Origin of the sequence: Sinorhizobium sp. B11 (assembly GCA_039725955.1) — a bacterium.
Classification (GTDB): Bacteria; Pseudomonadota; Alphaproteobacteria; order Rhizobiales; family Rhizobiaceae; genus Rhizobium.
On record CP091034.1, the window covers coordinates 937101 to 958101 of the forward strand.

Below are 21001 nucleotides of genomic sequence, written 5' to 3' on the forward strand. Positions count from 1 at the left end.
TTAGCTTTTTTCGCGATGTCGGATTCGACACCGCCCTGTGTGTGTCGACGGTCCGAGATGATTACGCAAAAGGCAAAATATGCGCTGCGGGCGCTCACGGTTCTGGCGGAAGCTGCGGCCGACGAACCGGTCATGATTTCCGACATTGCTGTGCAGCAAAAGATCCCGAAGAAGTTTCTCGAACAGATCCTGCTCGACCTCAAACACCACGGTATCGTCGTCAGCCGCCGCGGCAAGCAGGGCGGGTACCTGCTGTTGAAGCCAGCCCACAGCATCACCTTCGGCGAGATCCTGCGCATCATCGACGGCCCGATCGCCCCGCTGCCCTGTCTGTCGATCACCGCTTACCGCAAGTGCGATGATTGCGAAGGCGAGCAGACCTGCCAAATTCGCCACGTCTTCGCCAAGGTAGCGGATGCCACCCGCAAGGTGCTGTTCTCCACGACGATCGCCGATGCCGTCGGCACCAAGCGCGGCGCCGAAGTCACCCGGCTACTTGCCTGATCTCCTCTCACCGGCCTTCAAGATTCGGTGAGTGACCTTTCCATCTGCCTGACATGCTCCACCTGCCCGTGCATTCGGGTAGGGAGAAAAATGATGTTTGCACTTTCGACAAAGAGAGCGCTGGCAACGGTCCTGCTGTCGGCGACAGTCGCAACCGGTGCCGCGGCCCATCACGGCTGGTCGTGGGCGGAAGCCGATCAGATCGAGCTTCGCGGCACCATCCAGCAGATTTCCATGGGCGGGCCGCACCCGACGCTCGATGTCGCAACCGTTGATGACGGCGTCTGGCGCGTCGAACTCGGCAATCCGCGCCAGACGGAGCGCGCGGGCTTCGTCGAAGGTGTCGCAAAGCCCGGCGATCAGGTCACAGCGCTCGGAAACCGCTCACAGGACCGCACCGAGAAGCGGATGAAGGCGGTGCGCATCACTGTCGGTGAAAAGCGCTACGATATCTATCCGGAACGCATCCAGACGAACTGACGCCTCGTCATGGAGCTTCTCGAATGGCTGGCTGCCAGCACGCTTGCGGTCGAGCTTCGCCGCTCCGCAACGCTCTATATGTTCGTCAATGCCGCCCATATCTTGGCGATCGGCCTTCTGGTCGGCGCCATCCTGCCGCTTGATCTCAGGCTCGCCGGTTTCTTTGGCAAGGTGCCTGTGGAGGTCGTTGCGCTATTCCTGTCCCGCTCGGCCGGCGTCGGCCTCGCCCTGGCGCTGCTCACCGGCTTCTGTCTCTTTAGCGTTCGTCCGATCGAATATGCCGCCAATCCTGCCTTTCTTGCCAAGCTGGGGCTGATCGCTTTCGGCATTCTGAATGTGCTGGCAGTGCATGCCGGGCGGGCTTGGCGAACCGCAGTCACGATCGGCATTATCCGCCCCGTTGTGCGGTTCTCCGCAACTCTCTCGGCGATCATATGGATCGCGGCCGTCGTAGCCGGACGGTGGATCGGTTTTCTCTGAGCCAATCACCCGTCTGATGTTGCCGGGCCGCGTCCACGCACGAATTGCAACGTTGCTTCGGCGACCCGCTGGCCGAGATGGCGAGCGGTCGCGAGGTCCGCTTCGGGCGGCACGATGTCAGCGCCTTCGTCGACATTCGATTGCGCGGCTGCGCCGAGCCAGAACCCCAGCCGGTTGAGCTCCTCCTTGGAGCCGAAGGAGGAATTGTTGGCTGGCGGCAAGTCGAGATTGATCCAATGCATGCCGTGTTGGGCGGCAAACAGCGCGATCTGCATCAGGGTGGCGAGCTTGTCGCCCGCCTGCGAACCCGAATTGGTGAAACCGGCCGCGATCTTGTCCTTCCAGCGATAACCGGCCGCCATGACCGCGCGCGAACTTGCCTCCTGAAAGGCCTTGAAAGCGGCAGAAGGTCCGGCGACATAGGTCGGCGCGCCGAAGATGATCGCCTCCGCTGCGGCGAGATCGTCCCAACGGTTCGGCGCTTCCTCCACTGTCAGCAGCAGACCGTTGACAGCGGCGACCCGGTCGATGCCCGACTTTACCGCTTCTGCCTGGCGCGCGGTGTGGCCGTAGCCGCTGTGATAGACGATGGCGATACGTGTCTCTGTCATGGGTCGATCTCCTCTGATGTGAAAACGGGTGCCCGCTCCGCAGTCGACTGCGGATGGTGAAACCGGCAGATTGTGAGCGTGATGCGCCTAGTGCAGGGCGTTCTGTTCCAGATGCGCGAGCTTCTCGGGATTGCGCGTCACATAGATCGCGGTGATCCTCTCACCCTCGATCTGAAGGGCTGTAGTCTGCAGCCAGCCGTCTTCCTCGATGCTGACAAAGCCCGGCAATCCGTTGATCAAGCCGTAATGCAGCAGTTGCGACATATGCGCGGTGAAGATCGGTGCCAGCGCGACAAAAAGCCTTGTCACCTTGTCGCGACCGATGATCGGCTTCCGCGGCGCCACTGCCTTGCCGCCACCGTCCGTATAGACGGTTGCATCCTCGGCAAGCAGCGCCTGCAATTCCTGGATATTGCCGCTGCGCGATGCCGTGAAGAAGGCAGAGGCGATCTGCATTCCGTGCTCGGGCGGCAGGGCATAACGCGGCCGCGCGCTCCGGACATTGGCCCGTGCCCGGCTGGCAAGCTGGCGGCAGGCCGCCGCTTTGCGCCCGATCGTCGCTGCGATCTCTTCGAAACCGACCCCAAAGACATCATGCAGCACAAAGACCGCGCGCTCGAGCGGCGAGAGCCGTTCCAGCGCCAGCATCAGCGGCAGCGTAACGTCGTCGACTTCCTCCTCGGCCGCGACCACGACAGGCTCCGGCAGCCACGGCCCGATATAGGTCTCACGCCGGCGCCGGGCCGATTTCAGCTGATCGAGGCAAAGCCGCGTCACGACCCGATGCAGGAAGGCGGCCGGCTCGCGGACAGCGCTGCGATCGGCATCGAGCCACCGCAGGAAAGCCTCCTGCACAATGTCTTCCGCCTCTGCGACTGATCCCAGCATGCGATAGGCAACCCGCGTCAGCCGCGGGCGCAGCGGATTGAAAGCGGTACTCGCATCTCCCTCTGCCGCTGTCATCTGATCCAGCTTCGCCATTGCCGTCGCCATTTCCTTCATCTTGTCCATTCGAGAAGGCTGGACGAGATGAGGCAGCGATTTGTGACACGCTGTCCAGTTTTTTGTGCAGCCTTAACGGTCGCTCGCCGCAGCACGTGGATTGATCCACGGTTCCTGATTGGAGCGGGCTATCAGCTGTTTGCCGAGAATATGGTCTGCGGCCTTCTCGCCCGTCATGATCGATGGACCATTCAGATTGCCATAGGTGACATGCGGGAAGATCGAGCTGTCTGCGACCCGCAGGCCATCGACGCCGATAACCCGCGTGTCGGGGTCGACCACCGCCATCGGATCGTTCTTCGCGCCCATCCGGCAGGTGCCGCAGGGGTGATAGGCGCTTTCAAGGTGTTCGCGCAGGAAGGCGTCGATCTCATCATCCGTCTGGACCTTCTCGCCCGGCTGGATTTCCGGGCCGCGATAATGGTCGAAGGCCTTCTGGCCGAAGATTTCGCGGGTGAGGCGCACGCAATGGCGGAATTTCTCCCAGTCTTCGGCATGGCTCATATAATTGAAGCGCAGCACCGGATCCGCCTTCGGATCGGCCGATCGCAGGGTGACGTTGCCCCGTGACTTGGAGAGATTGTAGCCGACATGCACCTGGAAGCCGTGCGTATTGGCAGCCGCCTTGCCGTCATAGCTGATGGCGACCGGCAGGAAATGATACTGGATGTCCGGCTGCTTCAGCCCCGGTGCGGAACGCAGGAAGGCGCAGGCTTCGAACTGGTTGGAAGCGCCGAGGCCGCCCTTGGAAAGCAGCCATTGCGCGCCGGCGACACCCTGCCAGAACCAGGGCAGCCAAGAATAGAGCGACACCGGCTTCGTCGAGATCTGCTGGAAATAGAATTCCATATGGTCCTGCAGATTGGCGCCGACGCCCGGCCGGTTGACCTTTACCTCGATGCCCATGTCCTGCAGATGGCCACCTGGCCCGATGCCTGACAGCATCAACAGCTTCGGAGAGTTGAAGGCGGAAGCCGAGACGATCACCTCGCGATTGGCCTTGACGATCTCGACTGCGCCGCCGCGTTCGATTTCCACGCCTGTGGCGCGGCCGTTCTCGATGATGATCCTGCGCGCAAAACTCTTGACGAGTTCAACGTTCGGCCGCTTCAGCGCCGGCTTCAGATAGGCGTTTGCCGCCGACCAGCGCCGGCCGCGATGGATGGTCTGTTCCATCAGCCCGAAGCCTTCCTGCTTCGAGCCGTTATAATCCTCGGTCGTCTCGAAACCAGCCTGTTTGCCGGCATCAATGAAGGCGTGAAACAGTGGATTCTTCAGCACGCCGCGCTGCACATGCAGCGGCCCGTCCGTGCCGCGCCAGCCTTCTTCTCCGCCGTGCGAATGCTCCATGCGCTTGAAATAGGGCAGCACATCCGCATGGGCCCAGCCGTTGGCGCCGAGCTCTTCCCATCGGTTGTAGTCTTCCGCATGGCCGCGCACATAGACCATGCCGTTGATGGAGGAGGAGCCGCCGATCACCTTGCCGCGCGGGGCTGTAATGCGCCGGTTGTTGAGGTTCGGCTCGGGCTCGGAAAGATAACCCCAATTATAGCGCTTCATGCTCATCGGCCAGGCAAGGGCCGCCGGCATCTGGATGAACGGCCCGAAATCCGAGCCGCCAGCCTCGATGACGATGACCGTGTTCTTGCCGTCTTCCGAAAGCCGGTAGGCAAGCGCCGAGCCTGCCGAGCCGGAGCCGACGATGACGAAATCTGCCTGTTGCATGCTGTTCCCTTTGGATTGTCGTGTGCAACGGATGCGTCGATTTTGGATGGCTCAGTAGGGTGAGGCGACCGGCCCCATGCCGACATAAACCGTCTTCAGCTCGCTATAGTGTTCGAGTGCTGCCAGCGAATTCTCGCGCCCGAAGCCCGATTGCTTCGATCCCCCGAACGGAATTTCCACCGGGCAAAGATTGTATGTGTTGATCCAGAGCGTGCCGGCTTCCAGCTGATCGACGACGCGGTGCGCGCGGGTCAGATCGGCAGTGAAGACGCCGCCGGAAAGGCCGAATTCCGTCGTGTTGGCGCGCTTGATCACCTCCGCCTCGTCGTCGAAATCGAGAACGCACATGACTGGGCCGAAGATTTCTTCGCGGGCAATCGTCATGCCATCGGTCACATCGGCAAAGACGGTTGGCTGCACATAGTAGCCTTCGCCGGTCACGTGATTGGGAATGCCACCGCCGGTCACCAGTGTCGCACCCTCCGCCTTGCCCTTTTCGATATAAGACAACACCTTTTCGCGCTGCGCCCAGGACACCATCGGGCCGAGCTGGCTGGCTTCGTCCATGGGTCGCCGATGAGGATCGCCTCGGTACGCGTCTTCAATCGCTTCAGGAATTCGCCCTTGATCTTCTTCTGCACGAAGACGCGCGTGCCGTTGGAGCAGACCTGGCCCGTCGAATAGAAATTGCCGAGCATCGCTCCGCCGACGGCGCTGTCGAGATCGGCGTCCTCGAAGACGATCAGCGGCGACTTGCCGCCGAGTTCCATCGTCACATGCTTGAGCTGGCCCGCAGCCGCAGCAGCCACCTTGCGCCCTGTTGGTACCGAGCCAGTCAGCGACACCTTGGCGACATCAGGGTGGTTGACGAGCAGCGGTCCGGTGTCCCTGTCGCCCTGGATGACGTTGTAAAGGCCCTTCGGAAGGCCGGCCTCATGCAGGATCTCGGCGATCTTGAGCGCACCGAGCGGCGTGGTTTCCGATGGCTTGAAGACCATGGCATTGCCGGCGACCAGCGCCGGCGCGCCTTTCCAGCAGGCGATCTGCTGCGGATAGTTCCAGGCGCCGATGCCGACGCAGACGCCGAGCGGCACGCGTTTCGTATAGGCAAAATCCTGGCCGAGCGGGATATGCGAGCCATTCAGGCCGGCGGGTGCCACGCCGCCGAAGAATTCGAAGGCATCGGCGCCCGAGGTCGGGTCGGCAACGATCGTTTCCTGTATCGGCTTGCCGGTATCGAGCGTTTCCAATTCCGAAAGTTCGCGGTTGCGCTCGCGCATGATCTCGGCCGCGCGCTTCAGGATGCGCCCACGCGCCATCGGGCTCAGCGCCGCCCATTCCGGCTGCGCGCGCTTGGCGACCGCAACCGCCTTTTCGACGATGGCGGGTGTTGCGGCATGGAGCCGGGCGATCACTTCGCCGGTTGCCGGATAGATGCTTTCGATGACGGTGCCGCCTTCATCCTCGACATATTCCCCGTCGATGAAGTGCGATGCTTTCGGCTGGGCTTTCATGTCGCTGGTCCCTGCTTGATGTTGCTTGGTTCATGCCCCCGATACGGGCGAGTTGTGTCGTGACATAATCCTCAGTCAGGGCGATCGAGGCTGTAATGCCGATCGGCGCCGATTTCAGACTTTGCCGAATATAGAGCCCGTCGATCATCGCGGCCGCGCCTTCGGCGATGCGTTCTGCGGCATCGGCAGCGCAGAGCGACCTCAGCGGTGCCAGCAGGTTGGAGCGCAGGCGCCGGGCATAGATGACGAGGAAACGCCGTGTCTCCTCGGATCGCTGGGCCTCGGCATAGAAAGCAAGCCAGGCGGCGATCGTCTGCGGCGCAAACTGGTCTGCCTGGAAGCTGACGCGGATAATGGCTGAGACCTTTTCGCGCGGTGTCGCTGCTTCTCTCAGCGCCGTCACCGCATCGTTGCGCAACTGGCGTAGAAGGAAGCGAACCGTCTCGATCAGCAATTGCTCCTTGCTGCCGAAATAATGATGTGCAAGCGCCGGCGAGACGCCTGCCCGCCGGGCGATATCAGACATGGTGACGGTCAGCGAGCCGTGATCGCCGATCACCCGCAGTGCCGCATCCACAAGCGCCTTGCGGCGCACCGGTTCCATTCCAACCTTCGGCAAGCCAATTTCTCCCCAGAATATAAGCAACGTATTTTTGATTGACTGATCAATCAATAAAAATCTTTCGCCAGATTGATCTCGCTCATCTCTTTCCGTGCAAAATTGTTGCAGCATATCTCCGGCAATCAGGAGGTGCGCAAATGGCCAATATTTATGACGGAATGTCCGCATCCCCGCTGCGGTCGAAATGGGCCTGGTTCGCCGGTCTCGGCGTGCTGCTTCTCATTTGCGGTCTCATCGCTGTCAGCAACCTGCTGATGGCGACCGTCGCTTCGGTCTTTTATGTCGGCATGCTGATGCTGGCAGGCGGTGTCATCTATCTCGTCCATGCCTTCCAGGTGCGTGGTTGGGATCATGTGCTCTTCTGGGCGTTGAGCGGCGTGCTCTATGTGCTCGCCGGCATCTGTGCTTTCATCAATCCCATCCTCACATCTGCCGCCTTGACCCTGTTTCTGGCCATCGCGCTGCTCATTGCCGGTGTCTTCCGGCTCTTCGTCGGCATCCGCATGCGGCCCCTCAAGGGCTGGGCCTGGATTGTTGCGAGCGGCCTCATCACTGCTCTCGCAGGCTTCGTGATCGCGCTTGGCTGGCCTGTCAACAGCCTCTGGATCCTTGGCCTCTTCCTGGCAATCGATCTCATCGTTCAGGGCTGGACAATGCTCGCCTTCGGCCTACGTATCCGCTCTTGAGACTTTGGAGAGAGGCGGGATGATGGTTCGATCCGGCCGTTTCTTTTTTGACAAGGTCATGACGGGGGACTAATGTTCTCCGCTGGAGATCGGCTTCGCAGAAGAGCCGCCTCCTGTGCTCAGGCACTTCGGCATTGGCGCTTGTCGCCTTGAGAAGCCGAAAATGGACCCCCGAGGCAGTCTCTGCCGAAATAGAATGGGAGGAGAATTCCATGCCGATGGTCACCGTTTCCATCTCACCGCTCCAGGCAGCCGGCATCCGCGATGCTGTTGATCAAGGTGGATATGCATCGAGCAGCGAAGTCGTGCGCGAGGCACTGCGACTGTGGGATGCCGCCCGCAAACTGGGCGAATACAGCAGCGAAGTCCTTGCTGACGAAAGCGCACCCGGCAGCGGCAGATGCGTCGCCGATATGTTCGCCGATCACGAAGCCGAGCATCGCCGTTCGGCCTAGCCAAGCCGTTGATTGTAAGATCAAAAAATCTAATAAGCGCGCTGCGTGCATAAGCGTTTGCGCGGTCATGAAAGTTTCACACTGACGAAAGGGTTCGTTGACCCTTCTGCTCCATTGTCCGGCCGAAAAAGAAAAGGTCACAGTGGAGATTGGCATGTCTTTGGCTGCCAGCGTCAAACCGGGTGTCGTGCGTCGTTACGCCAGCGATCAGATCGTCACCCTCGCCAAACTCGTCATTGAAAATGCGTTTCAGCCGATTGTCGAAGCCGGTACCGGCACGGTTTTCGGTTATGAATCCCTCATGCGCGGGCAGGAGCGTATCGGCTTCGAGACGCCGATCGAAATCCTCGACGAAGCCCATGAGAACGGACAGCTTCTGCAGCTCGAGCAAATGGTGGCCAGCCGAGCGCTCGCCAAATTTGCCACGCTGTCGAACTTCGCAACCGCGACGCTGTTTCTCAATCTCGATGTCCGCCTGATCCCGCTGGGCAATCGCCTTCTCGAGAGCCTGCTTCTGCAGTTGAAAACGGCCAATATCCCCCCATCCTCCGTCTGCTTCGAATTCTCCGAGCGCTTCGACAATACCAGCGTGCCCGAATTCGCCGAGCTCGTCTCGCGCCTGCGCAAGGCTGGTTTCAAACTGGCGATCGACGATTTCGGTGTCGGTCACGGCGAAATGAAACTGCTCTGCGACTATTCCGTCGATTACCTGAAGATCGACCGCCACTTCGTCGCCGATATCGATCGCAGCCCGCGCAAGCGGCACCTGCTGAAGAGTATCGTCAATATGGCTCATGTCCTCGGCACCCGCGTGATCGCCGAGGGTATCGAGACGGAAGCCGAATTCATCGTCTGCCGAGATTATGGCGTCGATCTCGTGCAGGGCTGGTTCATCTCCCGCCCGTCCACGCATCTTTCGGAACTGGTGCCGGCCTTCCCGCATCTGCAGGAACTCGGCAAGAACAAGGGCACCAGCCAGTCGCTCGACGAAATCCTCATCCGCAAGCAGATCGAAATGCTGCCGACCGTCTACGAGAGCGACGCCATCGATACGGTCTTCGAGCTCTTCCGCCGCAATCCCCGCCAGGCCTATTTCCCGGTCCTGAATGCCAATGGTGAGCCGCGCGGCATCATCCACGAGCATCACCTCAAGGAATATATCTACCAGCCCTTCGGCCGCGATCTTCTGAAGAACAAGGTCTACGAGCGCGCCATATCACATTTCGTCGAGCGCGCGCCGATCGTCGGCCTCGACAGCGACGCCGATCAGCTGATGGCGATCTTCGCCAATATGGAAGGAAGCAACTGCCTGATCCTCACCGACAACATGCGCTACGCCGGTGTCGTTTCCGCCGCCTCGCTCATCAAGGTCATCAACGAGAAGCAACTGAAGACGGCGCAGGATCAGAACCCGCTGACCGGCCTGCCGGGCAACCGCGCCATCCGCGACTTCATGCGCCATTCCGGACGCGACGGCGATGAAGTGCGCCACTTCTGCTATTGCGACTTCGACAACTTCAAGCCCTTCAACGATGCCTACGGCTTCCACCTCGGCGACCATGCGATCTCGCTCTTTGCCGCGCTGATGCGCCGCTACTTCTTCGCCGAGCGCCACTTCCTCGGCCATGTCGGCGGCGATGACTTCTTCATCGGCGTCGTCGGCTGGACGAAGGAGGAACTGACGGAAATCCTCGATCGTCTCATCAGCGACTTCCATGACGACGTGCTCGATCTCTATTCGGATAAGGACCGCGCCGCCGGCCGCATCCGCGGGCACGATCGTGCCGGTGCGGAAGCCTTGTTCCCACTGATGCGCTGCTCGATCGGCGTACTGGAACTGTCCGAGGGTCTGGTTATCGACGATATCAATCGGGTCAGCGCCGAGATCGCCCAGGTGAAGTCGAGCGCCAAGGAGAGCGACGAAGGCCTCGTATTCCATACGTTAGGCGAGGCGAATTGACGCCTCTGCCACTTCCGGCCTTCCCAAGCTACGGACCCTGATTTATCTCCATTGCTTAGGAATAGGGAGAGCCGGTCATGTCGTTGCCGTCGCGTATGCGTTTTGTCGATGTGCCCTCGTTCGGTGGGCCGGAGGCAATGGTCATTGCGGATGGACCTGTGCCGGCGCCGTCGGAAGGTCAGATCCTCGTCCGCACCGAAGCGGTCGGCATCAACCGGCCCGATATTTCACAGCGCCAGGGCAGCTATCCGCCGCCGAAAGATGCGAGCCCCATTCTCGGCCTCGAACTCGCCGGGGAAGTGGTCGCGATCGGGCCTGGCGTGACGGGTTATTCGCTGGGCGAAAAGGTCTGCGGCCTAGCCAATGGCGGCGCTTATGCCGAGTATTGCCTTCTGCCGGCCGGTCAGGCTCTGCCCTTCCCGAGAGGGTTCGATGCGGTGAAGGCAGCGGCCCTTCCCGAGACCTTCTTTACCGTCTGGGCAAACCTTTTTCAGATGGCCGGCCTGACGGAAGGCGAGAAAGTGCTGATCCATGGCGGCTCCAGCGGCATCGGCACGACCGCGATCCAGCTCGCCAAGGCTTTCGGTGCCGAGGTTTATGCGACCGCCGGCTCGAAGGAAAAGTGTGAGGCCTGCGAGAGGCTTGGCGCCAGGCGCGCCATCAACTACAGGCAGGAAGATTTCGCCGCCGTCATCAGGGAAGAAACCGGCCATGGTGTCGATATCGTCCTCGATATGATTGGCGCCGCCTATTTCGAGAAGAACATCGCCTCGCTGGCCAAGGACGGCTGCCTCTCCATCATCGCCTTCCTGCAGGGCGCGGTTGCCGAAAAGGTCAATCTGGCGCCGATCATGGTCAAGCGCCTGACTGTGACAGGCTCCACCATGCGCCCGCGCACGGCGGAGGAGAAGCGGGCGATCCGCGACGATCTTCTCTCCGAGGTCTGGCCGCTTCTGGAAGCCGGCACGGTCGCACCCGTCATCTACGAGACCTTTGCATTCGAGGATGTAGCGGCCGCTCATCGGCTGATGGAGAGCAGCAACCACATCGGCAAGATCATGCTGAAACTCGGCTGAAGCGTGTCGCACAAGAGTGTATAGCGGTTTTGCGATCGCGACATACTCTAACTCTTTGAATCTACGCATCGGGCTTTCCGAAAATCGATTCCGATTTTCGGTTCGATGCTGTGAGCGACAGCGCTGCGCCTGTCGCAATCAACCCGGGCAATGCCATGATGAGATAGAGCCAGCTCGCCGCAGACAATGCACCCGCAATGCCGCCCGGCTCAACCAGTCCCGTGCCGTTGGCAATGACACCGGCGAAGGCCGCGCCGAAAGCGCTGCCGAGCGAGCTTATGGTCGGGATGGCGGCTGAAGCCTTGTCCTGCTCGCTGTCGGCTACCAGCTTCAGCACCTTGGCGACGAGATGTGCCCAGCCGAGGCCGACACCAAAACCCATCATGAACATGGCGACGGCCGCCGGTGCGAGGATGATGAGGCGCGCCTCAGGGTTCTCGCGGGCAAGGAAGACGGCCAGCATGGCTGTCGCTGCGGCTTCGGTCGAACAGCCCACAATGATCGCGGCGTTGGCTTTCCTGCCGGAGAAGGAGCCGCTGAAAAAGGCCGCCACCGTCCAGCCGAGCGCGACGAGAGCCACCAGATAGCCCGAAATCAGCGGCGTTACCCCGTGCAGAACCTGCAGGAAATAGGGAATGAAGATATCGCTGACGAGAACGAAGTTGAGGCCGAGCATCGTCAGATAGACACGCGATATCGGCTGGCTCAGTGTCACCGCGCCCAAGGGCAGCAACCGGTTGTTTCCCCTGCGTTCCATGACGAGCATGGCGCCGACGGCGACGATTGAAACGCCGATCAGCCCAATCTTGGCAGTCGTCAACTCGATTGTGCCAGCGGTGCAGACCAGCAGCACCGCTGCAAGCAGCAGGCAGATCTGCGCGACCGGCATTTTTGTGTGTTCCCGGTCGTCCTTGGCCTGCGGCAGGAGCCGCGGCGCCAGCACCGCCATCAATACGCCGAGCGGGACAAGCACGGCGAAGGCGTAGCGCCAGGCGCTGCCATGCGCAAAGAAGCCGCCGAGCGTCGGGCCAATGACGGTCGAAATACCCCAGATCGCCGCATAGAGCGTGGACGCCTTGGGCCAGAGCGGTTCTGGATAGACAAAACGGATGAAGGCGTAGCAAAGGGCGGCGAGTGCGCCGGTGCCGAAACCCTGCACCGTACGGCCGATCAGCACGACCGGCATTGAAGGTGCAGCCGCACAAAGCAGGCTGCCGACGCCGAAGATCACAGCCGCGATGACATAGACACTGCGCAGCCCGATAGTCCTTGGCCGCATGGCCATGAAGATCGCGCCCAATATGGTGGCGGCGATATAAAGCGTCGTGACCAGTGAAAACAGCTCCAGCCCACCGACATCGCGCACAATGCTCGGCGCGATCGTTGCTGTAATGTAGCTTTCCACGGCAGAGATTGTCATGCCGCCGCCAAGCATCAGCGTCGCCGGCAGAAGCGTGGGAGAAAACAGCTGGAAGACGGAAGTGGTCGAGCCTGACGGTTCCAAGGCGGTCTCGGACATGATGAATCCTTGCGTTTTTCCTGACCCGTGATTATTTTCCAAGTTATGAATTGGAAAATTGCATGAGCACCGGATTAAAACAAGAGATAACTTGGAAAATATGCGCCAGTCCCCTGTCAATCGTATCCTGATCCTGTTGAAGACAGAAGGGCCGCAGCTTGCTGCTGCGCTCGGCGATGCGCTCGGTATTTCCGGCGAAGCCGCTCGCCAGCAGCTTGCGAAGATGGCCGAGGAGGGGCTGGTGGAGCCCGTCAGCGTCGCCGCCAGGGGCAGGGGGCGTCCGAGCCAGCTCTGGCATCTGACAGCGGAAGGTAACAGTCATTTCCCTGACGGCCACGCCGAGCTCACGGCGACGTTGCTGACAACGGTGGTTCAGCAACTCGGCCCCGCAGCACTCGATACCGTCATAACTGCGCGCGAAAACGAAACGCTGCAGCGCTATCGCGACGAACTCGCAGACAAGCCGGATCTTGCTGCCCGCGTGGAGGGGCTGGCCGCCATCCGCAGCCGCGAGGGCTATATGGCCGATAGCTGGCAGGAGGAGGATGGATCATTGATGCTGGTCGAGAACCATTGTCCGATCTGCGCGGCGGCAACCGCCTGCGCCGGTTTTTGCCGTTCCGAGCTCGATACTTTCCGCAGCGTGCTTTCGGCCAGGGTCGAGCGCAGCGAACACATCCTGCTTGGGGCACGACGCTGCGCCTATCGCATCACACCGCGATGACTTAGGCAGGCTGGCGCACGCCGCTGCCGCTTTCCAGATAGAGCAGGATCACGATGGTGGCGATGCCTGTCGCCGCCCCGACAAAGGCCGTACCGGAATAATCCGTTACCGCTGTTCCGAGCGCGAAAAGACCTGCGGCAACGCCAATGCCTATAAAGGTGTTGAGCGAGATGAGCGAACTGCCGAGACCCGGCCGGTCGGCGATGAGGTCCTGCAGATAGGTGATCGGCAGGCTGAGGATGGCAGCAGCCCCACAGGCATTGAGACCGAGCAGCGCATAGAGCTGCCAGGGTGCGGTGGCAAAGCCGAGCAGCACCAGATAGAGGCAGTAGAGCACCGAGCCGAAAGCCAATACATGCACAGTGCGGAAACGTCGCTGTACAAGCCCCCACATCATCATGAAGGGCATTTCGAGAAAAGCCGTCAGGCCCGAGAGAAAGCCGACATCGACGACGCTGCCGCCGATCTTGTGCACGACGATGAGCGGCGAAACCATGCCGCTCAGCCGCTGCAGGCCGAGCAGCAGCGACATGACGAAAACACGGATGAAAACATCGGGCGCAAAGACCCGCTTCAGTGAAGCGAAGAAGCCCGGCTGGTTGGGGATCGTTTCGCGTACCGGTCCATTGCCGGGCGCAAAGAAGAAATAGAGACAGAAGCAGATGAGGCTTGCCACCGCCGCCACGCCATAAGCCGGCGTCATCGATGGCGAAGTGACCAGCGCAAGCCCGACCAGCCCGGGCGCCACCGCCCAGGACCCCGAATAGAGTGCGCGCACTGTCGAGGTGATGGCGACCGCTTCGCTGCGGACCAGCTGGTTGGTGCGCGCCCGCACGCTGGCAAAGAGCAGCGAATAGGTGGAATTGCTCATCGGCACGAGGAACAGCACCGAGAAGATGAAGACAGCGGGACTATGGATGAGCGCTATCGATCCGAAGCCGATCATACCGGCAATAGAAAGCGCAAGCACCAGCGGCCGTCTTTCCGTCAGCCTGTCCGACCATATGCCGAGCGTCAGGCTGATCGAGACATTGACGATGGCAGCAAAGAAGACCAGCGCCGAATAGGCGCCGTCACTCATGCCGAGTTCGCTGATGCCGATAATCGACTGGTAGGGAACGGTCGACGCATAGGTGAAGGCGAGCGCCACCAGCGTGACGGTTGGAATGCGGATGCGGCTGTCGCGGATGATGGAAGAGAATGAGGATGGCATGAAAACGAGTCCTGATACCCCACCTTTAGCCCCATAGCGTCCACACGGAAAACGATAGTTTGACGCACCGCCGGTCACTTCGTGTGATCGCTGTTTAGATGCTGTGATTGGCCGGCATCAGGCGCGAATTCCGTTGGCTTTCAGAGATGGAGGGGCTATGCCTCCTGCAGTCTCTTTACCCACATCCGGATCCTTGCCATGCCCAATCCCGTCCTCGTCGAAGTCACCAGGGGCCTCCTTGTCGAAAGCCGTCACAGCGGTTCTGTTGCGGTCGTGGATGGCGATGGCCGTGTCGCCTTTTCGCGTGGCGATATCGAAGCAAGTGTCTTCCCGCGCTCGGCCTGCAAGGCCATGCAGGCCCTGCCGCTGCTCGAAAGCGGCGCGGCGGATGCCTATGGCTTCGGCAACAGGGAGTTGGCGCTCGCCTGTTCCTCGCATAGCGGCGAGGATGAACATGTGGCGCTTGCCGCCTCCATGCTCTCGCGTGCCGGCCGTGACGTGGGGGCGCTGGAATGCGGCGCGCATTGGTCTTCGGACCAGAAGACGCTGATCCATCAGGCGCGCACGCTGGAGAAGCCGACGGCGCTTCATAACAATTGCTCCGGCAAGCATTCCGGTTTCATCTGCGTCTGCTGCCATCAGGATATCGATAGCAAGGGTTATGTCAGCTACGATCATCCGCTGCAGCAGCAGATCCGAGACGCCATGGGGGACCTGACGGGCGCCGCACTCGGTCATGATGTCTGCGGCACCGACGGCTGCTCCATTCCGACCTATGCCGTGCCGCTGAAAGCACTTGCTCATGGCTTTGCGAAGATGGCGACGGGTAATGGCCTCGGCCCCGAACGCGCGAAAGCTTCCCGCCGGCTCATCGAAGCCTGCATGGCCGAGCCCTTCTATGTGGCCGGCACCGGCCGTGCCTGCACCGAACTGATGCAGATCGCCCCCGGACGGATCTTTTGCAAGACGGGCGCGGAAGGTGTCTTCTGCGCGGCTATCCCGGAACAGGGAATTGCAATCGCATTGAAGTGTGATGACGGCACCACGCGCGCTGCCGAGGCCATGGTTGCCGCGACGCTTGCACGCCACTTCGAGAAGGGCGGCAAGGAACATGCCGCGCTGAGCGCTATGGCAAATAAATCGATGCGCAACTGGAACGGCATCCATGTCGGTGATGTCAGGGTGACAGATGCCTTTGCCTGATCGCTGCCCCGATCGCTGCATTGTTAAATATATAAGTTATAAAAAAATAAGAATTACCTAATATAAATGGAGGCACGTCCGGCGGTCAGCCGTGTCTTCGCCGCGACGGAGCGCATGAATACGGTTCCTCCTGATCTGCGAGGGCAGAACATGTTCGCAGGCCGCTATTTGTGGTGGATGCTGACTGGCATCACCCTCCTGATGTTCTTTACGCTCTGCTTCGATTACTTCACCTGGCTTGCGGTCCAGCTCTCCAATTGTGTGGAAATGGCCGGCTCCTGCATGCCGGTGGTGCAGTTCATGGCCGGTACGCTGAAAACTGCAGGCGTGTGGATTGCGATCGGGATTCTGTTTGGCGCTGCGCTGCTGCGGCTGAGCTATCTTTCGCTGCTGCGGCTTTGGGGGCTGCCGGTAATCCTGTGGTTTGTGGCCTCCATGCCCTTCCTGCTGTTCGTCGCGACCGGCGAACGCCTGCAATGGGCCGCGATATCTGAAGCACTTCCGTTGGCTTTCCTGTTTCTCGCCTCCTTGCTTGCCTATCTTGCCATTCCCTTCGAGGATGATGGCACTAGGCCCCTCGGCGCCTCGACTGTCCTACGCGGCATTGTCTACGCCGCGGCCTTCTATGGCGTTCTCGCCGCTGTTGCTGAAATGAACTGGCTTTCATCGATGGTGGCTAAGCTTCTAGGCATGCCGGCGCTCGCGGCCATCATTGCGAATGTCCAGCCACGCTTCCACGAGATACTGACGCTTGGGCTCGGCAATGTCCTGCCTGGTGTCTTCGTGCTTATGGTTTTCATCGCCGCGCTTGTCCTCAGCCTGCTGCCGCCGGGCATCGTTCCTCCGCTCCGCCGAAAGCGGGTCAAGCTGAGGCAATTGCGACATTGAGTTCGGCGTAGGGCTGAAGCCTTTCCCTAGGCATTTCTGCGGGCACGATCAGCCCCGCCACTTCGCTTGCGGCAAGCACTGTGCAGGGTGAAACGAGATCGAATTTCTCCGCCGTCAGCAGCACATGCGTCTCCGCCGAACACCGGGCGATATGCCGCTTGATGGCCGCCTCCTCGAAATCCCCGGTCGAAAATCCGTGCACGGGATGGACGGCCGTCACGCCGAGGAAGAAGAGATCCGGCCGCAGAGCGGAGATTGCAGCCATTGCGACCGCGCCTGTCGCCACCATGGAATGCTTGTAGAGCCTGCCGCCGCAGAGGATCACCTCGGCCGTCGGGTGATGCTCCAACTCGGCGGCGATCGTCGGGCTGTGGGTGGCGATCGTGAAGGCGATGTCGCGCGGCAGGTGACGGGCAACTTCTGCCGTCGTCGTGCCGCCGTCGAGAAATACCATCTGTCCGGCCTTCACCATCTGCGCCGCCCTCGCGCCGAGCCGCGCCTTGACGTCGGAAGCGACGTCGCGGCGGGCCGTGAAGTCTGGCAGGTCGGGGGCAATGGGCAAGGCGCCGCCATGCACGCGCTTCAATAGCCCTTCCGCCGCCATTTCGCGGAGGTCGCGGCGGATCGTGTCTTCCGAAAGCTCGAAATCCTCCGCCACGCGCTTGGCGATGACCTGCCCGTCGCGGCGCAGGATGTCGAGAATGAGGGTCTTGCGTTGGCTGGTCAGCATGAATGTTCTTGCACGAAAATTTACGGAATATCGTGAATATGCACGAATTGACTCGACATTCAAGAAATATCGTGCATTTTCGCGAAATCCCGTGCATGAGGCCGGGACTTGATGGAGTAGATCATGTTGATTTTGATTGCCGGGCCTTACAGGTCCGGGACGGGCGATGACCCGACGAAGATGGCTGCCAATCTCAAGCGCCTCGAGGAGCCGTCGCACGCGCTGTTCAAGGCTGGCCATGTGCCCATGATCGGCGAATGGGTGGCATTGCCGGTGTGGAACGCCGCCGGCGGCAAGTCGGTGGGTGACGATCTCTACGAGGAAATCTTCCATCCGGTCGCAGGCAGGCTGCTGCAGCTTTGCGAGGGCGTTCTGCGCCTGCCGGGCGACTCCAAGGGTGCCGATAATGACGTCCGCATCGCCACCGAGCGCGGCATTCCCGTCTGGCATCGGCTGGAGGATGTGCCGGGTTGTGCTTGAGGCCCTGCCTCTTCTTCCCGAGACGCAGAAGAGAAAGCGCCCCGGCGTCTTTCGCCGGTCCTGAAACTCGCGCTATAAGGCTCCCCGAAAGGGGAGTCTCATTATGCACACACTCTATTTCGCACCGGGTACCTGCGCTCTCGCAAGCCTTATTGCCCTGGAGGAATCCGGCCTTTCCTTCGATACGAAGAAGGTCAATACGCGGGAGAACGAGCAGCGCTCGGAAGCATTTCTGAAGATCAATCCGAAGGGCCGCGTTCCGGCGCTCCTCACCGACCGTGGCGTACTGACGGAGTCGACGGCGATTCTCGCCTACATCGCGCAGACGGCGCCGACCGCGAAACTCGCCCCGCTAGACGATCCGTTCGAGTTTGCCCGGCTGCAGGCTTTCAACGGATACATCTCTTCCACCGTGCATGTGAACCACGCCCACCGCCCGCGCGGTTCCCGCTGGGCTGATGACGAAGCTGCCCTGGAATCCATGAAGGCCAAGGTGCCGCAGACCATGGGTGAAAGCTTTGAGCTTATCGAGGCCGCCCTGTTCAGGGGGCCATGGGTGATGGGTGACAGTTATACGGTCGCCGACCCCTATCTTTTCGTCATGACCGGCTGGCTGCCGTCCGATGGCGTCGATCCCGCGCGTTTCCCGGGGATCAGCGCGCATTATGCCCGCATGCTGGAACGCCCTGCTGTTCAGCGCGCGCTGGCACGTGAAAAGGCCTGAGCACGGTAAGCAGATATCAGCTTCTTCGGCGCCCGGTACGTCCAGGCGTCGATCAGTCGCTGCTTGAGTTCATCGTCGCCGATGGCGGCGATCCGCACGGGCAGGTGCGGCCAGCCGACATAATGGTTCGTCTGAAAGTAGATGTCTGGCGCCATCGTCAATAGATGTTCCTTGTGGTCGATCGGGATCGAGATCACCACCGTTTCGTCGTTCTTGACCGCGACGAAGCTTTTGCCCCCGACCTTCAGCGCCAGGTTGCCATAAGACGTGCTTTCCTCGATGCCGGAAAGGCCAGCCTCCTTTGTCAACCGCTTCAATCGCGCCAGAATGCTCGCTATGCTTTCCATCGTAATGTCCGCCCTGAATCGTCCCCGGGCAGATTCTATCATATGTTCAGGCGCATTTCTCTAGTTGTCGTTGCAGGGGGCGTCCGGGCGCGGGGACCGGCAGCGGCAGATCGGCAAGCTCCCGCTGCGACATCGAGGCGATATCCGGGTGATCGAGAAGATCGTCACCCCTGTCATGTTCGCTGTGCGGTACCCTGGCGACAGGGTTGGATTCGTTCAAGAAAAACTTCAGCAACGACATCTTGCTCTCGCTTTCTGAGGGCGCAGCTCGGCTTTTGGCGCTACGGATTTCAGTTGGCCGGCCGTCCAATCTAGTCATGGAATGAAGATCGGCGTCCAATGATCGCAATATCAGCCGCGAACGCTTGCTTTTCAATTGAGATTACCGGTTTCCTGCTATAGGAAAACTATATGAGAAATCTCAACTCCGTGCATCTCAACGGCCTTCGCGCACTGGAAGCCGTCGGCCGGCTTGGCTCGCTTCAGGCGGCGGCGGATGAACTTGGCGTTTCCGTCGGCGCCGTCAGCCAGCAGGTCATCAAGGCCGAAGCCCAGCTTGGCCGACTGCTCTTCGAGCGCACGCCGAAAGGCATGCTGGTAACGGAAGCAGGCGCACCTGTCCTTGCCGCCCTGAACGAAGGCTTCCTCCGTCTTTCGGAAGCTGTCTCGATGGCGCAGCGAAAGGACGAATGCATTCTGACCATTTCGGTAGCACCCGTTCTCGCCGCCCGCTGGCTGGTCTGCCGGCTGGACCGTTTCATGGAGCGCCACCCGGAAATCAACCTGCGCCTCGATGCGACGACGAGGCTCATCAATCCGGCCGCCTCCGATATCGATGTCGCGATCCGCGTCGGCAAGGGTCAATGGCCCGGCGTGAGGATCGAGCACCTTCTGGATCAGCAGGTCTTTCCCGTCTGTTCTCCGCAGATGGCCGCGAAACTGAAGAGGCCGGCCGATATCCTGAAGCTCCCGGCCGTCATCGATGCCCATGCCATGTTCACATGGGATGTCTGGATGCAGGCGGCCGGCCTATCCGGTGCCCCGCCCGCAGTACGCCACAGCTTCAACGATGCCTCGCTTTGCCTCGATGCGGCGATTGCCGGGCAGGGTGTGATGCTTGCCTGGCAGACGCTTGCGGGCTTTTCCCTGCAGGAGGGCCGGCTGGTCGCACCCTTCGGCATCCGCGCCAATACCGGCGACGGCTATTATTTCGTAACAGCCGAAGGCAGCCGTGAGCCGAAGAAGGTACGTGACTTCAAGGCCTGGATTCGCGAGCAAATGGCTGAAACAGCCGCGATCTTCGGCTGATTCTCAAATCTCGATCGGCTCCAGTGAGCGCTTGCGCTGCATTTCCAGATAGGCCGGGCGCGACTGGCAACGCTTGATCCAGGCGTCGATATTCGGATGTGCCTCGAAGAGCGCGGTTTCGCTCTGGGCATAGCGCAGCACTTCCGCGATGTTGAGATCGACGACCGTGAAACGTCCGCCGACGATCCAGTCCTTGCCGTCGAGATGCTTTTCGAGAACCGAGAGCGGCCGCTTCATGGTACGGCACGCGACATCGATCACCGCGCGTCCTGCCTCGGTGTTTTCCCTGCCGTCATCATAGGTCGAGACGATCTTGCCCGTATTGCCATCGAGTTCGGAAACCGCCCAGACCGTCCACATCGTCATCAAACCGTCTTCCTCGACGGTATTGCCGCCGAGCTCGCCGCCATATTTGCGTGCGAGGTAAAGGTTGATTGCCAGCGACTCATTCAGCACGAGATCGCCGTCCTTGACGGCGGGGATCAATGCCATCGGGTTCAACGCAAGGAACTTCGGCGACAGAGTATTGATAGGCGCGTCCGGCGAGAGCGGATTGGCAAGCCGTTTGGCCTGCAACACCGGCACGGACTCGAATTCGATCCCGAGTTCCTCGGCCATCCAGTAAATGCGGGCCGAACGCGAGCGGTAAACCCCATAAATCGTCAGCATGGAAATGTCCCTCTTCTTTGGTGCGCCGACCCTAAAGCCAGCGCGATCGTGAAGAAAGCATCCGCGGATGATATGTCGATG

23 protein-coding genes and 1 pseudogene are annotated in these 21001 nt (G+C 60.7%); 13 read left to right on the forward strand and 11 right to left on the reverse strand.

Translation table 11 applies throughout. The annotated features are described in order from the left end of the window. Positions 1-57: 57 nt before the first annotated feature. The 3 genes from LVY75_14380 (at position 58) to LVY75_14390 (ending at position 1464) form a co-directional block, all read left to right on the forward strand. Complete coding sequence (locus tag LVY75_14380) at positions 58-504, forward strand: Rrf2 family transcriptional regulator (GenBank protein ID XAZ24397.1); 447 nt, start codon at positions 58-60, stop codon at positions 502-504. A 93-nt stretch (positions 505-597) separates the two neighbouring features. Next, positions 598-984, forward strand: coding sequence for a DUF6152 family protein (locus LVY75_14385; GenBank protein ID XAZ25719.1), 387 nt, complete (start codon positions 598-600; stop codon positions 982-984). Between the two features lie 9 nt (positions 985-993). Next, on the forward strand, positions 994-1464 hold the full coding sequence (locus LVY75_14390; protein ID XAZ24398.1) for a DUF2214 domain-containing protein: 471 nt from the start codon (positions 994-996) through the stop codon (positions 1462-1464). A gap of 5 nt (positions 1465-1469) precedes the next feature. Here the strand turns inward: LVY75_14390 and LVY75_14395 are convergent, their stop codons facing one another. The 5 genes and pseudogenes from LVY75_14395 to betI form a co-directional block, all read right to left on the reverse strand. Continuing rightward, complete coding sequence (locus LVY75_14395) at positions 1470-2075, reverse strand: flavodoxin family protein (protein XAZ24399.1); 606 nt, start codon at positions 2073-2075, stop codon at positions 1470-1472. Positions 2076-2162: 87 nt separating this feature from the next. Continuing rightward, on the reverse strand, positions 2163-3038 hold the full coding sequence (locus tag LVY75_14400; protein ID XAZ25720.1) for a sigma-70 family RNA polymerase sigma factor: 876 nt from the start codon (positions 3036-3038) through the stop codon (positions 2163-2165). A 111-nt stretch (positions 3039-3149) separates the two neighbouring features. Continuing rightward, positions 3150-4802, reverse strand: a complete 1653-nt coding sequence (betA, locus tag LVY75_14405) for a choline dehydrogenase (GenBank protein XAZ24400.1) — start codon at positions 4800-4802, stop codon at positions 3150-3152. Between the two features lie 51 nt (positions 4803-4853). Further along, positions 4854-6316: pseudogene (betB, locus tag LVY75_14410) on the reverse strand (betaine-aldehyde dehydrogenase). Next, positions 6261-6935, reverse strand: coding sequence for a transcriptional regulator BetI (betI, locus tag LVY75_14415; protein ID XAZ24401.1), 675 nt, complete (start codon positions 6933-6935; stop codon positions 6261-6263). Before betI ends, betB begins: the two are co-directional and overlap by 56 nt. A 140-nt stretch (positions 6936-7075) precedes the next feature. On the opposite strand from betI, the gene LVY75_14420 reads away from it, so the two are divergent. The 4 genes from LVY75_14420 to LVY75_14435 all read left to right on the forward strand — a co-directional run bounded on the left by LVY75_14420 (position 7076) and on the right by LVY75_14435 (position 11115). After that, positions 7076-7624 (forward strand): HdeD family acid-resistance protein, encoded by a 549-nt coding sequence (locus LVY75_14420; GenBank protein XAZ24402.1) that lies wholly within the window; start codon positions 7076-7078, stop codon positions 7622-7624. Between the two features lie 212 nt (positions 7625-7836). Next, positions 7837-8079, forward strand: coding sequence for an amino acid ABC transporter (locus tag LVY75_14425; protein XAZ24403.1), 243 nt, complete (start codon positions 7837-7839; stop codon positions 8077-8079). 154 nt (positions 8080-8233) lie between these two features. Continuing rightward, positions 8234-10039: an EAL domain-containing protein gene (locus tag LVY75_14430; GenBank protein XAZ24404.1), complete on the forward strand. Its 1806-nt coding sequence runs from the start codon at positions 8234-8236 to the stop codon at positions 10037-10039. Between the two features lie 77 nt (positions 10040-10116). After that, on the forward strand, positions 10117-11115 hold the full coding sequence (locus LVY75_14435; protein XAZ24405.1) for an NAD(P)H-quinone oxidoreductase: 999 nt from the start codon (positions 10117-10119) through the stop codon (positions 11113-11115). 61 nt (positions 11116-11176) lie between these two features. Here the strand turns inward: LVY75_14435 and LVY75_14440 are convergent, their stop codons facing one another. Further along, positions 11177-12634: an MFS transporter gene (locus LVY75_14440; protein ID XAZ24406.1), complete on the reverse strand. Its 1458-nt coding sequence runs from the start codon at positions 12632-12634 to the stop codon at positions 11177-11179. 100 nt (positions 12635-12734) lie between these two features. Here LVY75_14440 and LVY75_14445 point away from each other — a divergent pair, with 100 nt between their 5' ends. Then, complete coding sequence (locus tag LVY75_14445; protein ID XAZ24407.1) at positions 12735-13358, forward strand: transcriptional regulator; 624 nt, start codon at positions 12735-12737, stop codon at positions 13356-13358. Position 13359: 1 nt separating this feature from the next. Here the strand turns inward: LVY75_14445 and LVY75_14450 are convergent, their stop codons facing one another. Further along, a complete protein-coding gene (locus tag LVY75_14450) occupies positions 13360-14571 on the reverse strand; it encodes an MFS transporter (protein ID XAZ24408.1) in 1212 nt (403 codons plus the stop codon). Positions 14572-14769: 198 nt separating this feature from the next. Between LVY75_14450 and LVY75_14455 the strand changes: the two genes are divergently transcribed. Next, positions 14770-15774, forward strand: coding sequence for an asparaginase (locus LVY75_14455; GenBank protein XAZ24409.1), 1005 nt, complete (start codon positions 14770-14772; stop codon positions 15772-15774). Positions 15775-15840: 66 nt separating this feature from the next. Continuing rightward, on the forward strand, positions 15841-16662 hold the full coding sequence (locus LVY75_14460) for a hypothetical protein (protein ID XAZ24410.1): 822 nt from the start codon (positions 15841-15843) through the stop codon (positions 16660-16662). Here LVY75_14460 and LVY75_14465 read toward each other — a convergent pair. After that, the gene (locus LVY75_14465) at positions 16637-17392 is read right to left on the reverse strand and encodes a DeoR/GlpR family DNA-binding transcription regulator (protein ID XAZ24411.1); all 756 of its coding nucleotides are present in this window, start codon (positions 17390-17392) and stop codon (positions 16637-16639) included. The genes LVY75_14460 and LVY75_14465 overlap by 26 nt on opposite strands. A gap of 123 nt (positions 17393-17515) precedes the next feature. Between LVY75_14465 and LVY75_14470 the strand changes: the two genes are divergently transcribed. After that, positions 17516-17872, forward strand: a complete 357-nt coding sequence (locus tag LVY75_14470) for a DUF4406 domain-containing protein (GenBank protein XAZ24412.1) — start codon at positions 17516-17518, stop codon at positions 17870-17872. A gap of 103 nt (positions 17873-17975) precedes the next feature. Then, complete coding sequence (locus LVY75_14475; GenBank protein XAZ24413.1) at positions 17976-18596, forward strand: glutathione S-transferase family protein; 621 nt, start codon at positions 17976-17978, stop codon at positions 18594-18596. Here LVY75_14475 and LVY75_14480 read toward each other — a convergent pair. Continuing rightward, positions 18566-18943: an MmcQ/YjbR family DNA-binding protein gene (locus LVY75_14480; protein ID XAZ24414.1), complete on the reverse strand. Its 378-nt coding sequence runs from the start codon at positions 18941-18943 to the stop codon at positions 18566-18568. The two genes, LVY75_14475 and LVY75_14480, sit on opposite strands and share 31 nt — an antisense overlap. A 46-nt stretch (positions 18944-18989) precedes the next feature. Beyond that, positions 18990-19163: a hypothetical protein gene (locus LVY75_14485; protein ID XAZ24415.1), complete on the reverse strand. Its 174-nt coding sequence runs from the start codon at positions 19161-19163 to the stop codon at positions 18990-18992. Positions 19164-19354: 191 nt separating this feature from the next. Here LVY75_14485 and LVY75_14490 point away from each other — a divergent pair, with 191 nt between their 5' ends. Next, the gene (locus tag LVY75_14490) at positions 19355-20251 is read left to right on the forward strand and encodes a LysR substrate-binding domain-containing protein (GenBank protein ID XAZ24416.1); all 897 of its coding nucleotides are present in this window, start codon (positions 19355-19357) and stop codon (positions 20249-20251) included. Between the two features lie 3 nt (positions 20252-20254). On the opposite strand, the gene LVY75_14495 is transcribed toward LVY75_14490, so the two are convergent. Then, positions 20255-20920, reverse strand: a complete 666-nt coding sequence (locus LVY75_14495) for a glutathione S-transferase family protein (GenBank protein XAZ24417.1) — start codon at positions 20918-20920, stop codon at positions 20255-20257. Positions 20921-21001: the final 81 nt, after the last annotated feature.

What these genes read in the sequence shown, in the direction of transcription:
- LVY75_14480 (XAZ24414.1), bottom strand. Translation starts at nt 18,943, where the DNA reads ATGGAAAGCATAGCGAGCATTCTGGCGCGATTGAAGCGGTTGACAAAG.
- betA (XAZ24400.1), bottom strand. Translation starts at nt 4,802, where the DNA reads ATGCAACAGGCAGATTTCGTCATCGTCGGCTCCGGCTCGGCAGGCTCG.
- LVY75_14495 (XAZ24417.1), bottom strand. Translation starts at nt 20,920, where the DNA reads ATGCTGACGATTTATGGGGTTTACCGCTCGCGTTCGGCCCGCATTTAC.
- LVY75_14390 (XAZ24398.1), top strand. Translation starts at nt 994, where the DNA reads ATGGAGCTTCTCGAATGGCTGGCTGCCAGCACGCTTGCGGTCGAGCTT.
- LVY75_14465 (XAZ24411.1), bottom strand. Translation starts at nt 17,392, where the DNA reads ATGCTGACCAGCCAACGCAAGACCCTCATTCTCGACATCCTGCGCCGC.
- LVY75_14475 (XAZ24413.1), top strand. Translation starts at nt 17,976, where the DNA reads ATGCACACACTCTATTTCGCACCGGGTACCTGCGCTCTCGCAAGCCTT.
- LVY75_14440 (XAZ24406.1), bottom strand. Translation starts at nt 12,634, where the DNA reads ATGTCCGAGACCGCCTTGGAACCGTCAGGCTCGACCACTTCCGTCTTC.
- LVY75_14385 (XAZ25719.1), top strand. Translation starts at nt 598, where the DNA reads ATGTTTGCACTTTCGACAAAGAGAGCGCTGGCAACGGTCCTGCTGTCG.
- LVY75_14450 (XAZ24408.1), bottom strand. Translation starts at nt 14,571, where the DNA reads ATGCCATCCTCATTCTCTTCCATCATCCGCGACAGCCGCATCCGCATT.
- LVY75_14430 (XAZ24404.1), top strand. Translation starts at nt 8,234, where the DNA reads ATGTCTTTGGCTGCCAGCGTCAAACCGGGTGTCGTGCGTCGTTACGCC.
- LVY75_14455 (XAZ24409.1), top strand. Translation starts at nt 14,770, where the DNA reads ATGCCCAATCCCGTCCTCGTCGAAGTCACCAGGGGCCTCCTTGTCGAA.
- LVY75_14395 (XAZ24399.1), bottom strand. Translation starts at nt 2,075, where the DNA reads ATGACAGAGACACGTATCGCCATCGTCTATCACAGCGGCTACGGCCAC.
- LVY75_14470 (XAZ24412.1), top strand. Translation starts at nt 17,516, where the DNA reads ATGTTGATTTTGATTGCCGGGCCTTACAGGTCCGGGACGGGCGATGAC.
- LVY75_14435 (XAZ24405.1), top strand. Translation starts at nt 10,117, where the DNA reads ATGTCGTTGCCGTCGCGTATGCGTTTTGTCGATGTGCCCTCGTTCGGT.
- LVY75_14380 (XAZ24397.1), top strand. Translation starts at nt 58, where the DNA reads ATGATTACGCAAAAGGCAAAATATGCGCTGCGGGCGCTCACGGTTCTG.
- LVY75_14400 (XAZ25720.1), bottom strand. Translation starts at nt 3,038, where the DNA reads ATGACAGCGGCAGAGGGAGATGCGAGTACCGCTTTCAATCCGCTGCGC.
- LVY75_14445 (XAZ24407.1), top strand. Translation starts at nt 12,735, where the DNA reads ATGCGCCAGTCCCCTGTCAATCGTATCCTGATCCTGTTGAAGACAGAA.
- LVY75_14490 (XAZ24416.1), top strand. Translation starts at nt 19,355, where the DNA reads ATGAGAAATCTCAACTCCGTGCATCTCAACGGCCTTCGCGCACTGGAA.
- LVY75_14460 (XAZ24410.1), top strand. Translation starts at nt 15,841, where the DNA reads ATGGAGGCACGTCCGGCGGTCAGCCGTGTCTTCGCCGCGACGGAGCGC.
- LVY75_14425 (XAZ24403.1), top strand. Translation starts at nt 7,837, where the DNA reads ATGCCGATGGTCACCGTTTCCATCTCACCGCTCCAGGCAGCCGGCATC.
- LVY75_14420 (XAZ24402.1), top strand. Translation starts at nt 7,076, where the DNA reads ATGGCCAATATTTATGACGGAATGTCCGCATCCCCGCTGCGGTCGAAA.